The organism is Pseudarthrobacter scleromae, assembly GCF_014644515.1.
Classification (GTDB): domain Bacteria; phylum Actinomycetota; class Actinomycetes; order Actinomycetales; family Micrococcaceae; genus Arthrobacter; species Arthrobacter scleromae.
On sequence record NZ_BMKV01000004.1, the window covers coordinates 342068 to 354736 of the forward strand.

Consider the following 12669-nt stretch of genomic DNA (forward strand, 5'->3'; position numbering starts at 1 on the left):
TCGTGGCAGATGCATTGCTTCAGTTGGCGCAGGCCCTGTCTGCCTCACAGGCGACGAGCATAGCCGCATCATTGGAAATCGACGGGCGACTGGACCGAGCAGCATCATTTTTGCCGGACTCGTCGCGTGCCACGGTCGAGCTGCTGGGGCAGGCACTGTCAGTACTTGGCGATTCAGCACTCTTGGCGTCAGTGCTACGGGGGTATGCGACCGCGGCGCGTCGGGCACCCGCACCGCCGCGGGCCGTCTGGAGCGGCCCTAGCTTCCCCGGCGACGGCGACCACACGACGGCAGCTGTCGCGCACCTGATCGACGAAGCTAAGGAAGACGTTCTCGCCTCGACTTACTCAGCATCGATCGGCTCGCCGTTCGTCGAGGCCCTGTGGCGGGCAATCGCCAGGGGCGTGTCCGTCACTCTCGTGCTTGAGAAGTCAAAGATGGAAGACACCGCCACGAAACTCCAAGCCACGCTTGAAGGCGCACGCTTTCTTCAGTACGTTCCACCTGCGGGGCGATACGGGGTTCAACATTCGAAGGTCGTCATAGTGGATTCCACCTTGGCTCTAGTGACGAGCGCGAACTTCAGCAATGCCGCCGCTCACGGAAATCTGGAGGCTGGTGTTCTCATTCGCGATCCCCTGTTTGCCTCGAAGCTCAGACAGCGCTTTGCTTCCCTGCAGAAATCGGGGTCTTTGGAACACTTTTCTTCAAATCCGGCCAAGGTGTGATGTCTGGAATTTCTGGCAGTCCAGGTATGCATTCGCCTTCCGGCAGCTCACCCGGAGGGAACCGAAGCCGCAATCACGTCCCACCTTGCTGGGCTCCAGCGGCACGACCCGCAGGCTGGAAAACCGATGGACGGCACGCAACGTTAGCGCTTTCAGCCTCTCATACAAAAGGATGCTCGTGGACGTGGGTTCGATTCGGTAGTCGTCATGGAGCGCGCGGCATTCCCGGCCAGCTCCGGGACCAACGACCGGCTTTATACATCACTTACGCATTTCTATTAGGAGCTTGTCATTGTGCACGACAAGCTCCTCCCCGCGGCACTGGCGCGGGCGCGCAAGAAAACTGCAGGCTCAGTAACTTATCTGAGCAGGCTGAACCGGCACTACGACCTGCCTGCTGATTATCAGCTAAACGTCATCCATTCAAATAAGTGAAAGTCTGAGCTGACTCTTCGGCGCCGCTTCAAACGAAATTGCGTCCAGCTTGCAGGATTTTTCAAGGTCTCCTTGGAGTCGGTACAGGCCCGTCCCCTTGGAAGATCCGAATCCGTAAAGCCGGTAGAGATGGTAATGCTCAGGGGAGGCACTGGAGACGCGGACCTCGCCTCGAGTGACGAAGAATGGAACATCGATCGCATACTTGGTGGTCTTGACCTCGATCCACTTTTCCCTGCCCTCAGGATCAAAGGAAAGTACGTCATATCCAAGGCCATCCCCATGTGTCTGAGCCACGTGCTCAACACGGTCGGCCAATTTCATTCGACCGATCCTGCGGAGAAAGGTCTGCTCATGCCTGACCACGGCCAGTTCACCGGCAAGGCCCAGCGCTCGGTTGGCTGCTTCCAATGCCAGGTAATCGCGTTTGAAGGCACGCGACATTCCCTGACCGTGCAGAAGGTCAGTGATCATCTCTGGAGGCACGTCCGCCTCCCTTACGATGTCAACCGGCCCGACAGGAGCGTCGTCCAAGACCCCAGATTCAATAATCGCGTCGAGTGATTGGCGGCGCGTCAATTCCTCAAGAACGGATTCAACCAAGCTTCGCTGATAGTTTGGCAAAGGTGACAGTCCACGCAGATGCGGGTAGCCGAGCCCGACCAACACCGCACTAATATTGCTCATTTTCCGTTCTATTGAATTGACGTTTCTCGCCGCAAAACGGGCTGACAGCTCTCTATAAATAGCGGCTTTGACGAAGTGCTGTCCCTGAACGTCCATCACCAGCATGTCAAAATACTTGCTGACAGTTGCTCTTACTTCGTCCGCAGTCCACGGTTTTCCCGTCTCCCCCATGACCATAGCGCCAGGATATAGCACCCGTCCTCGTCCAGCGCTGATCTCCGCGGGTTAACCCAGGCAGCATTGGCTCCATGAATTCGATTCGGCGGCATTATTCCGGTGGAGTAAGTCGAGTTTCGCCTTTCCAAGAGGCATTGATGCAGGTTCACTACAGTGCGCCACCGCAGCCGCTCGAGCGTACACATCCGCTTGCCCGATGAAGCCTTTGGCAATCACGATCGTCCTCTCCCCGGGGTGCTGAAGTTCTGAAGTCTTGCATTGGGGCCGATCGCTGACCAACTACGCCCGATTCACTGGTTCGTACAAGCCGCCGACAGCTGCCCCGGCACCATTCCCCCAACGAAATAAGTCACTCCGCCAGGTCAGCGTGCAAAATCGCATTCGATGCGGAAAACCATTCGAGCGTCATGCACTCAAGGTTGCCCTGGGCGATGGTCTAATGATCTTTGGCCGGATCGTGCCGTTACGTGAACACAGGAGTCCCCGAGGCATGTTGTTAGAAGAGGTAAATACCGCGAAACAGAACTGGTTCGTCGGAGCGTTTTTCTCAGATCGGGACCCCCAGGACCAAACTGCCCGGTTCCTGGCCGAAGGGGTCTGGGAAAACGGCTTTGAGGACCGTCACCTCGACGTCGTAAAATCCATGCGGCCCGGCGACCGCATAGCGATAAAGGCGAGCTACGTGCGGAAGCACGGCGTCCCATTCGACACCCGGGGCCACCTCGTCTCAACCATGGCCATCAAGGCAACGGGACGTGTCACGCGTAACCACGGCGATGGCCGCAGAGTCGACGTGGACTGGAACCCGCTGGAGCAGCCCCGCGAATGGTATTTCTACACGGGACGGGCAACCATTTGGAAGGTGGCCGCCGGGAGCTGGATGAGCGAAGCGCTGATCCGCTTCGCCTTTGACAATGAGCAGCAGGACATCAGCAGGTTCCGCAACGATGCAGCCTGGTCCAAACGGTTTGGCGATGAGGACCCGAGTCCCGAAGAGGACTTCCAGTGGACGCCGTTTTATGAAGAGCTGGCCACTGCGTTGCTTTCATATAAGGACCGTCGGGGCGAGCTCTTAGCAGCTCTCCAGAACCTCCAGACGCGTCACGAGAATCTTAACTACCTGACGGACAAGGATGAGAACGGCGTAGCCATGCCGCTTGACGATATCTGCCCGTTCACTCTCTTTGGATCCTTCAATCGCGGGATTACCCATACGAAACGTACGACTTTGGCGGGAGACTGGGCCAAAGCCTTGGGCTTGTCAACGCCTCCGCCTACTGCTTTCGATGCAATACCACTGCTAAACAATCAGAACTCATGGTTCTTTTCCTATAAGCCTGATCGGGCGCCCGGTGACATCGATGCGTTATGGAACGCTTTTGAGGCAGCGCTTCACCTGGCCAGCTCCTCTGAGGATCAAACGCGGATTAGGTTTGCCGAAGCGTACGACCGTGCCCGCAGTATCCCTGGTGTCGGCGGAAAACTGAGTATGGGCCTCTTTTGGATCCGCCCTTGGAACTTCTTGCCGCTAGACGGTCAGTCGCGAAATTACCTTAAGACTGCCCTGATGTTGGACGGCAACTTGTTCCAGGCGGACGGCAGCCGGTACCTGGACATATTGGACACTCTGGTAGCCAAGTTCGATGACCCTGAATATCCGGTGCATTCCTTCCCGGAGCTCTCGTGGACCGCGTTTCTGGACCCGTCCGGGCGGACCAATTCGAGTGACGAGGCGGACGGTGATCCGGTGGAGTTGGCACCGGCGTCCCCAACAAAGCCATATTCGGTCGCCGACATTGTCCTCGACGGTTGCTTTGTTTCAGAATCCGAGCTGGCGGACATCTTGGCGCGTTGGCGCTCTAAGAAGAACATCATCCTCCAAGGCCCTCCCGGCACGGGCAAAACCTGGCTGGCGCGACGACTGGCATACGCATTGATCGGCAGTAGAGACCTGAAGTCGGCTATCCGGGCCGTCCAGTTCCATCCGAACATGTCATACGAAGACTTCGTACGAGGGTGGCGTCCCGGCTCTGACGGCCAGTTGACCTTGGTGAACGGGCCTTTCCTAGAGATGGTGGAGCGTGCAAACGCAGCACCCGAAGTGCCTCACGTCGTTCTCATAGAAGAAATCAACCGCGGAAACCCCGTCCCGGTATTCGGTGAGTTGCTCACGCTCATCGAGGCCGGGAAGCGCTCTCCCCGGGAAGCTCTCCATCTTGCCTATCCACGTGCATCCGACGAGACGGTTCATGTCCCGAGCAATCTCTACATCATCGGCACGATGAATCTCGCAGACCGTTCCCTTGCCATCATGGATCTGGCGTTCCGCCGTCGATTTGGGTTCATTTCGCTCGCCCCTGCCTTGAATGACAGCTGGTTGCTGTGGATGCAAACCAAACACAACGTTGAAGTTGCGCAGCTCGTGAGCATCCGCCGCCGCTTTGAGACTTTGAACGCAACCATCCGGGACGATGCCACGCTAGGTCCAGAGTTTATGCTCGGCCACAGCTTCGTGACGCCGCCGGCAGAGGAACGTGTGGACTCATACGTCAGCTGGTTCCGATCGGTTGTAACAACAGAAATTGCTCCCACGCTCAAGGAATATTGGTTCGAAGATCCCTCGTCAGCGGAGGCCGAAGCGTCAAAGCTCGTCGAGGGACTGAATTAGAAATGGATCCGGATGCTTTCGTGGCCGTTTCCGGAAAAACCCGCATTCCAGTCAGAAACCTCTGGCTGCTTTTGCTGTATGCATCCGATTTCTATAAAACCGGAAGCCCCTCGCTAAGCGGCATTGAAGAGTACCCGGAGCGACTACCAGACCTACTAGGCGAGATACTTGTCGCGAGCGTAGCGGACCGCCTGAAGAAGCCACTAACACCGGGATTTTCTCCTACTGAAAGGGACCTCCGGCGAGTCCGCGGCCGAATCGACGTCCTGCGCACAGAGTCTCATCAACTGCTGAGCCGGGGGCAAGTGGCATGCCGCTACGAGGAATTGACCGTCGACACTCCCAGAAATAGGCTGGTTAAGGCCGCTTTGACATTTTTGGCTCCCTTGGTCGTCTCTGAATTGCTGAGCCATCGGTGCCGGGCCGACGCCCAGCGGTTGTCTGACCTTGGCGTCAGGGGCACCGATACACGATCAGCTGTCCGAGACACGACCGTTCGGTTCTCACGCAACGACGTGCAGGACAGGGCGGTACTGCTCGCGGCTCGCCTGGCCCTGCAACTCAAACTGCCAAGCGATGAAGGAACCGGAAGGCTTCGACGATCAAGCCTCACTGAACACGAGTTCCGGCGCCTGTTCGAACGCGCGGTGGGAGGCTTCTACCGGGTCGCGGCGGTTCCATCCGGTTGGCAGATCAAGACGGGCCAGTTCATTTCCTGGAACTCCCTACATGCGACTCCAGGCGCAGCTGCGTTCATTCCTAAAATGCAAACGGATATTCTGCTGGAAAACTCCCCGGCCAGGCGGCGTATCATCATCGACACCAAATTCACTTCTGCGCTAGCTAAGGGCCAGTTCGGCGGAGAGACCTTCAAGAGCGGCCACCTCTATCAGATTTACACATACGTTCGGTCCCAGGAAGCCACAGATGACCCTCTCTCACTGTCTGCTGAAGGCATGCTGCTGTATCCCTCTGTTGGCCGATCGATCCGGGAGAGTTTCGACTCGAGCGGCCATCGGATCACGGTAGCCACGGTTGACCTCGGAAGGTCAGCGATCGAGGTTCGCCAGCAACTGCTGGACGTTCTCACCCCGCCTTCACAGATACCTTCAGAGTTTGCTTCTCAGGCACAGGAAGAGGTTCGGCCTATTGAAGGCCCAACATCCCTACGGCATGACCAGCCGGAAGACCTCTCCGATCATGGCAGTCATCTTTCTTGAGTGAGCTTCGTATCGCTCTAACAGGTTGACCGATCCCTCCGGAAAACTGACTGTCCCGTCTCGCGTCAAGAATGCAATGGGTTTTGCATCCCGCGTCATATACCAGGCCCCCGCGTGTTCTGCATCAGCAGAAACAAAATCCCAGGTTGCTTTGTCGCCGACGGTCGCGGCCAGGATATGCGCCATGGCCCGGTACATAACGGTCCGTCTCGTCGTAACTGCTGCCCGTTTCCTCGCGGGCAACCCCAACTTGGTTTCGAGGTCTTCAATGAGCTTCCGCTTGTCGTCCACTGCAAAAAACTCCCCGGGGGTCAACACAATTGCCCCCGCCTCCACCGCTGCATGTCGCGAAATTTTGATGATCGGCCCAGTGTCACTCACCAGCCGAAGACTGCTAGCAGAGTCACCCAAGAGCACGTAGTGGGGGTGCCGGCGAGCAAGTTCACTGGCAAGCCAGAACGCCGCGGCGTTCGTGTGCCGAAGGGATGGGTTCCCATGCACCGGGGTCGGCGGTTTAACGGCGCCGGTTGATGGAAATCTACGAACGGGAGTGTTCAGCTTTGTGTGACCCAACGTATGAGCCTCGTGGGAGCCCGAATACCAGAGGCCCGTCAGCTGGGATCTCCTGAAGGTGCCGAGCAGGCCGACGGGTGGGGCGATTATCGTGACCTCAATTCTCGGGTCCGCGAGCTCAGCGGCAAGTCTGTCACCAACAGTCTGCAAGAGCGTGTGCCATCCCCTTGTGGCATCAAGGTGAAGAACGACATTTGGACGATCGACCACACTTGTATACACAGGGGGCCGGATTCCTGTTGGTTCTTGTTGTCCGCACATCTGCCACTCCAAATGGACCTGCATATGAAGTCCTCCGCAGCCCCAAAAGGCTTCAGCGATTTCGCGCGACTCGTAGATGCGGCTGATCCGGCGCCCGGATGTTCCAGGTTGAAAACCGAGACACCCGTGAGACTCCGGTATCCAGTCCATTTGCGGATGTGAGAAATACATAAGTGCCTCGGCACCCCAAACACGCCCTAACAATGACAATTCCGGCGTCGACTGTGGCATTCCCAAGAGGATCCAACGGGCCACGCCCAACGCCGGATCTGACCACCCAAGGGGTCCAAGGACGAGGTGCGGAAGCGGTGCCCAGAAACGGATCATGTCCAAGTGTTCTGCTTTGGACGATCGTCGTGCCATTTGCCAGGTCGCATCCCAGCCGCCCAGAGTTTGGAACATGGGACCGACTCCCCAAGACCAGGGCGAATAGTCACCGAGAAGGGACCTGTCATGCGCATTCCATTCGCTCGAGGCTGGCGTGCCAATCTCGGGTGGCTGAATTCGTCGTTCTTCAGAAGCGGGCGCGGCAACAAAGCGTCGGACATGTTGCCATGCCGTGTCCAGTAGTCCGCTGCGAAAAAGTTTGGACACGGCAGCGCTCTGTTCCATGGACTCTTCACAAGCCAGATTGAGGAGGCCCACGGCTGCCCTCACACTGCTTGAGCGATCCGGCGCCACACGAACGAGTCGAGACAGTTCACGCAATGCCTCAACAAATGCTGGCAATTCCGCCCTGTTAACCGCAGACGGAAGTCTGAGACCCGTCACGTGTAGCAACTCACCGAGCAAACTAATTGCCTCTGATATTTGTTCCTCTCTCCTCGTTTCTTGGAGCAGGGCAATCTGCAGCGGAGTCCATGCGTCAACTGCAGCCTCTACCTTGTCCGCTCTGTACTTGAGGGCCAACGTCAGAATCGCGGCGGTCTCCAAGGTCAAAAGTTCATCGTCGACAGATTCGAGAGGAGTCCAGGCTTCGAGGCTCATTCTCAGACGATAATCGACAATAGCTCGTCAAGGTTCATTCAACCGGCCCATCAAGGCTTCAACTCTCAGGGCCGAACCCACAACCGCGAAGGCCTCCCCCGCGTCCCGTCGGACATCTGCCCTGTCCCCGCAAGCTTCGGTTCCATGAACCGCCGAAACGTATCCCGCATCAGCGGCACGCCAGCCACCACCTCGTGCAGGTCACGCAGGTCCTTCAGTGTGAACGGTTCATCCAGCAGGGCGCCAGGATCCGGCGCCTCCGCATAGGCAGCCCGCAGCCACTCCACCGCCTTGGCCACCATGTCAGCGTGCCCGTAGGGCAAGCCAACAATCACCTCCGGTTCCCCGCCCACGGAAGCCAGCCGGACGCCGTCGGACTTCAACGCCTCTTCCAAAGCGGCCAGCGGCACCACGTCCACGTGCGCCACTGACAGCACCCAGCCGCGGTTATCACGGCCAGGCTCGTCGAACACCTGCAGCTGCCGCGGCACCCGCCCGGAGATCCCCGCTTTCTCCCGCAGGCAGCGAAGCACCGCGTCCACCAGGGTCTCGCGCTCGCGCAGGAACGTTCCCGGCAGTGCCCACTTTCCGTGCTGGTGGCCCTCCGCGCGGCGCACCAGCAGCACGCACACACTTCCGTCCGCGACGGTCAGCACCGCCGTATCCACCGCCACCGACGGCCGCGGGTAGTCGAGCAGGGACGGACCATCGGTGTTCTTGGAATCCTTCACACCTCCATTTATCGCAGTCTTGCGCTAAAGAAGCAACACGTGCATACTGAATTCAATTAGCGCAGAAATGCGATAAATCAACTGGAGGTCCCATGAAAGTCCCACAGCTCCACGTCGGCGCCGGCAGCAGCCTCGGCCCGCTCAGCATCTTCCCCGTCTGGACCTCCGCGCCAGGAAGCCTCGGCATCAGCACCGGCACCCACGCAGACGTCGCCGTCACCGAACTCGCCAGCGGCGCCCAGGTGTCCCGACTCACCGTCACCAACAACGGCCCGCACCCGGCACTGCTGGTGGAAGGCGAGCTGCTCGAAGGCGGCCAGCAGCACCGGACCTGCGCCCGCGACGTCGTCCTCGACCCGGGCGAAAGCCGCGACATCGACACCTTCTGCGTCGAGGCCGGCCGCTGGGAAGCCGGCCAGAGCAGCCACCGCCGGCAGGCCCGGCGCGCTCCGCTTAATGTCTGGTCCGAGCTGGCCAACGGCCTGAACGGGCAACGCGGAGGCGACCGGCAGGACCGCATCTGGGAACGGGTCCGCCGCTTCGACGCCGCCCGCGGCGCCTCCGCCACCAGCTCCCTCCTCCAGCACCTGGACTGGTTCAAGGACGACAAGGAGGAACGGAACCGGTTCAGCCCGGCGGACGCGCCGGCTCCGCTGGAGGGCCAGCGCGGCGTGGTGATCGGCCTGGCCCGGCAGCCGCTGCTCCTGGAGGTCTTCGGCACCCACACGCTCTTCCGCCGCCACTACCGGCAGCTGATCGAGTCGGCGCTGCTGGACCTTGAGCTCCTGCCACCCCAGGCGCTGGCCTCCGGCCCGATGCCCGGGCAGCGCGCCCGCGACTTCGCCGCACACGTCCAGGCGATGGAGTTCGGAACGTTCTACGGCGGCGCCGCGGCTGTGGAGGTACGGAACCACGGCTCCCTCCGGAGCCGCAACGTCACCCGCGCCGCCGGAGCGGTCACCGCCGCCGGCATCGCCGTCGCACTCCCCCAGCGCCGCCCGCAGCTGGCCCACCTGACCGGCTGGAACACCCAACACCCCCTGATGGAGATGGCATGAAACTGAACCCCCTGCAGAATGACCGCGCCACCGGCGTCCTCGTCGCCCTGGCCGCCGGCGACGCCCTCGGAGCCGGTTACGAGTTCGGCGCCCCGCTGCCGGACGGCGCCGACGTCACCATGAAGGGCGGCGGCCCGTTCGGGTTCGCGCCGGCCGAGTGGACGGACGACACCTCAATGGCTATCCCGATCGCCCAGGCGCTGCTGGAGGCCGCGTCCGACGGCGGCGCGTCCTCCCCCGCGACCCTCACCATGGTGGTCCGGGCGTGGACTGCCTGGTCGGCCGAAGCGAAGGACGTGGGGGCGCAGACGAGTGCCGTCATCGCTGCTGCGCGGCGGCTGGCTGCCGCTGCTGGCCGCGAGGTTGAGGCCGCGGACTTCACTGCCGCCGCCGCTGACTTTCATGCCCGGACCGGCCGGAGAGCCGGCAACGGTTCGCTGATGCGCACTGCTCCCCTCGCGCTTGCGTACCTGGACCGGGAGCCCTCTGAACTGATGGCCGCCGCGGGAGTGCTGAGCGCCCTGACCCATGCCGATCCTGACGCAGAGGAGGCCTGCGGGCTGTGGTGCGTTGCCATCCGTCATGCAGTCCTCACCGGTCTGCTCGATGTCCGCGCCGGACTGCCGCTGCTGCCCGTCGAACGGGCGTCGGTGTGGCTGAAGCGGATCGAGACGGCGGAGCGGTCCCGGCCCCGTGACTTCGCCCGCAACGGCTGGGTAGCTGAGGCGTTCCAAGGGGCATGGAGCGCCATCCATTATGCGGGCCTGTCAACTGTTGGCCCCGCCCACCTTCGGGCTGCTTTGGAGGAGGCGGTGCGCGGCGGGCGCGACACTGACACAGTGGCCGCCATCGCCGGCAGCCTGCTGGGCGCGGCGTACGGCTACACGGCGGTGCCGTTCGAGTGGCGGCAGCGGCTGCACGGCTGGCCGGGCCTGCGGTCCCGCGACCTGATGGTGCTGGGCATGGAACTGGGCCGCGCCGAGGGCCAGCGGCCTCTGTCCTGGCCGCGGGCTGAACGGCACGACTACAGCATGTGGGGCCGCACCGACGCGCTGGTCCGGCACCCGCACGACGACGGCGTGTGGCTGGGCGGGGTCGGCTCACTTCAGCGCGTGGCTGAGCTGAGGATTGGTGCCGTGGTGTCGCTCTGCAGACTGGGCACGCGGGATGTTCCGGGTATGGCGCCGGAGAACCATGCCACCTTCTGGGTGGTCGACTCCGCTGTTGAAGGCGACAACGCACACGCCGCCTTTGTCCTCGGAGAGGCGGCGGCCGCCGTCGAACACTACCGCGCGGAGGGCAAAACGGTACTGCTGCACTGCGTCCGGGCGGAGTCACGCACGCCGACCGTTGCTGCTCTATACGGCGCTAGTGTTGCCGGCATTTCTGCTCTGGAAGCCTTGGCGGACCTGCAACGCGTCCTGCCCGGGGCGCGGCCGAATCCGCTGTTTATGCGGGTGCTCGGAGACAGTTGAAGGCCCGGGCGGATGTTGTCCGGCCGTCCGATTAGCCTTCTGCGGGTGTCAAATTCCCATATCCTTAAGCCCCTTGAGAGTTATGGGAAGTCTTCACATCAGGGTCATCGAGCCTCACCTAATTGCTTGAGGCTGACGGTTAGTCTCGCAGTATGCGTGCAATGGAACCTGGAAAAATCACATCCTCGGTAGAGGCTTTCCTCCGCTCATCCAATGGACTGTCAGCTGGGGAGTATCGCCGCGAACGGAGCTGGGACTTTTGTTTCAACTACTTCCAAGACAACTCCGCACCCACGCGAAGCATGGAGCTTAGCTGCCTCCAACTTGGCTACTACCTCGCGAGTTGGGGCATGCTGCGAGGTTCGTCTTACCTATTTCGCGAAACCAACGCCCGCCATTATCAGGCGACCATAGAGGTCATTGAAGCGTACAACCCGGAGATGCGCGAGCTGAACGAACAACCGTTTCTCGAGCCTCTCGCTCAAAAGCTGATTCTTGCCGCTTATGCCGATCTGCGAAAGAGCATACTGCCAAAAGGCGGGACCTCCCTGACCCTTGTCACCAAGATCATGATGGGCGTTTGGGGGGCGGTTCCGTCTTTTGACACCTACTTCATCAAAGGCATCCGGTCACTTGCTGAGGGGACTGAAAAGACGGCATTCAACAAAATTGAAAGCCGTTCACTCTCATTGCTTGAGGATTTCTACGAGCAAAACAAGATGGAGATCGACAAATTGGCCCTGCACTACAAAACTCTGGACTTCGCAACCGGCCAGCTCACCGACCGACCGCTCACCCGTGCCAAGATCATCGACATGTACGGATTCACCTTGGGCTATACCGCTTAGGCTGCTGAAGTTTAAATGAAAACCGCCACTGATACTCACCCTCACCTCATCAAATAGAAAGCTGAGCTGTGTTCAATTACCCCGTCATCGAGGAGCGCTGCTCCTGCGGCGCGAGCACTCAGACCGTCGGAACCAAGCCTTCCGCGAGTTGGCTATTCGACCGTTGGCGTGCGGACCACGTATGTCCTCCACAACCGCCTGCAGATCCGCGAACGGCTTTGATCCGTCCCATCGCCGCGGTCTGGAGGGATGACCATGAGGTCGAACCAGGGGGACCGAGCGCAAGGACTCTCCTATTCAGACAGTGGCCCGCCTTGGCGTCAGCGATCTTGCTCCTTGTCGACGCCAAGGTCCCTGCGGTGCAGGGGGAGCAGCGAGGGCGCAGGGTCGTCAGCACGCGAAGCATGAAGATCCTGAACATCAATTCCATCAGTACGCGTCAATCGGCTATCGCTCTGCCGTACGAGACGGACGAGCATGTTCAGAGCGCTTGGGAGTACATATTCCGACTAAATTGCGTCGACGTCAGGCCCGAGCCGAATGTGAATAATCAGGACCGGGCAATGCTTGAATACTGCGCCGAGGCCTTTCGAAAAGGCGAAGAACTCCACATCCCCGGCGCCGATCAAACTCGCCGTCTGATCGCAAGTATTCGTCAAAGCGAGATGAGTCATGACATCCGAGAACTCTTTGATCCAGCCATCTGAAACATCGAGGTTCTGGCGTCAGAAGGCCTAACCACAGACAGGAAACAACCCCGTTTTCGTGTCGCCACGGCAAGGCCAGCAGCGCTTCCCGCTAACGTTGGAACAGCGCAAACC

General features: G+C 60.3%; 10 protein-coding genes. 7 read left to right on the forward strand and 3 right to left on the reverse strand.

Going from position 1 to position 12669, the window contains the following annotated elements; genetic code table 11:
• Nucleotides 1-2: 2 nt before the first annotated feature.
• Nucleotides 3-728, forward strand: coding sequence for a DISARM system phospholipase D-like protein DrmC (gene drmC, locus IEX33_RS12460; RefSeq protein ID WP_188730591.1), 726 nt, complete (start codon nucleotides 3-5; stop codon nucleotides 726-728).
• A 423-nt stretch (nucleotides 729-1151) separates the two neighbouring features.
• On the opposite strand, the gene IEX33_RS12465 is transcribed toward drmC, so the two are convergent.
• Nucleotides 1152-2027, reverse strand: coding sequence for a DUF3883 domain-containing protein (locus IEX33_RS12465; protein ID WP_188730593.1), 876 nt, complete (start codon nucleotides 2025-2027; stop codon nucleotides 1152-1154).
• A 490-nt stretch (nucleotides 2028-2517) separates the two neighbouring features.
• Here IEX33_RS12465 and IEX33_RS12470 point away from each other — a divergent pair, with 490 nt between their 5' ends.
• Both IEX33_RS12470 and IEX33_RS12475 read left to right on the forward strand, forming a co-directional pair.
• Nucleotides 2518-4695, forward strand: a complete 2178-nt coding sequence (locus tag IEX33_RS12470) for an McrB family protein (protein ID WP_188730595.1) — start codon at nucleotides 2518-2520, stop codon at nucleotides 4693-4695.
• Nucleotides 4696-4697: 2 nt separating this feature from the next.
• The gene (locus tag IEX33_RS12475) at nucleotides 4698-5915 is read left to right on the forward strand and encodes a 5-methylcytosine restriction system specificity protein McrC (protein ID WP_188730597.1); all 1218 of its coding nucleotides are present in this window, start codon (nucleotides 4698-4700) and stop codon (nucleotides 5913-5915) included.
• Here IEX33_RS12475 and IEX33_RS12480 read toward each other — a convergent pair.
• Both IEX33_RS12480 and IEX33_RS12485 read right to left on the reverse strand, forming a co-directional pair.
• Nucleotides 5862-7736, reverse strand: a complete 1875-nt coding sequence (locus tag IEX33_RS12480) for a TY-Chap2 family putative peptide chaperone (protein ID WP_188730599.1) — start codon at nucleotides 7734-7736, stop codon at nucleotides 5862-5864. The two genes, IEX33_RS12475 and IEX33_RS12480, sit on opposite strands and share 54 nt — an antisense overlap.
• A gap of 65 nt (nucleotides 7737-7801) precedes the next feature.
• Nucleotides 7802-8467 (reverse strand): NUDIX hydrolase, encoded by a 666-nt coding sequence (locus IEX33_RS12485; RefSeq protein ID WP_188730601.1) that lies wholly within the window; start codon nucleotides 8465-8467, stop codon nucleotides 7802-7804.
• A 92-nt stretch (nucleotides 8468-8559) separates the two neighbouring features.
• Here IEX33_RS12485 and IEX33_RS12490 point away from each other — a divergent pair, with 92 nt between their 5' ends.
• From IEX33_RS12490 to IEX33_RS12505, 4 genes are all read left to right on the forward strand, one after another.
• Nucleotides 8560-9525 carry an ARPP-1 family domain-containing protein gene (locus tag IEX33_RS12490; protein WP_188730602.1) on the forward strand — a complete coding sequence of 322 codons (966 nt, stop codon included), beginning with the start codon at nucleotides 8560-8562 and terminating at the stop codon, nucleotides 9523-9525.
• Nucleotides 9522-11000 carry an ADP-ribosylglycohydrolase family protein gene (locus IEX33_RS12495; RefSeq protein ID WP_188730604.1) on the forward strand — a complete coding sequence of 493 codons (1479 nt, stop codon included), beginning with the start codon at nucleotides 9522-9524 and terminating at the stop codon, nucleotides 10998-11000. Before IEX33_RS12490 ends, IEX33_RS12495 begins: the two co-directional genes overlap by 4 nt.
• Nucleotides 11001-11152: 152 nt before the next feature.
• The gene (locus IEX33_RS12500; RefSeq protein ID WP_188730607.1) at nucleotides 11153-11848 is read left to right on the forward strand and encodes a hypothetical protein; all 696 of its coding nucleotides are present in this window, start codon (nucleotides 11153-11155) and stop codon (nucleotides 11846-11848) included.
• Nucleotides 11849-12252: 404 nt separating this feature from the next.
• Nucleotides 12253-12555 (forward strand): hypothetical protein, encoded by a 303-nt coding sequence (locus tag IEX33_RS12505; protein WP_188730609.1) that lies wholly within the window; start codon nucleotides 12253-12255, stop codon nucleotides 12553-12555.
• Nucleotides 12556-12669: the final 114 nt, after the last annotated feature.

Bases quoted from the DNA above. Each gene is read 5' to 3' on its own strand.
- IEX33_RS12500 (WP_188730607.1), top strand. From the start codon at position 11,153: ATGCGTGCAATGGAACCTGGAAAAATCACATCCTCGGTAGAGGCTTTC.
- IEX33_RS12490 (WP_188730602.1), top strand. From the start codon at position 8,560: ATGAAAGTCCCACAGCTCCACGTCGGCGCCGGCAGCAGCCTCGGCCCG.
- IEX33_RS12475 (WP_188730597.1), top strand. From the start codon at position 4,698: ATGGATCCGGATGCTTTCGTGGCCGTTTCCGGAAAAACCCGCATTCCA.
- IEX33_RS12505 (WP_188730609.1), top strand. From the start codon at position 12,253: ATGAAGATCCTGAACATCAATTCCATCAGTACGCGTCAATCGGCTATC.
- IEX33_RS12470 (WP_188730595.1), top strand. From the start codon at position 2,518: ATGTTGTTAGAAGAGGTAAATACCGCGAAACAGAACTGGTTCGTCGGA.
- IEX33_RS12495 (WP_188730604.1), top strand. From the start codon at position 9,522: ATGAAACTGAACCCCCTGCAGAATGACCGCGCCACCGGCGTCCTCGTC.
- IEX33_RS12480 (WP_188730599.1), bottom strand. From the start codon at position 7,736: ATGAGCCTCGAAGCCTGGACTCCTCTCGAATCTGTCGACGATGAACTT.
- IEX33_RS12465 (WP_188730593.1), bottom strand. From the start codon at position 2,027: ATGGTCATGGGGGAGACGGGAAAACCGTGGACTGCGGACGAAGTAAGA.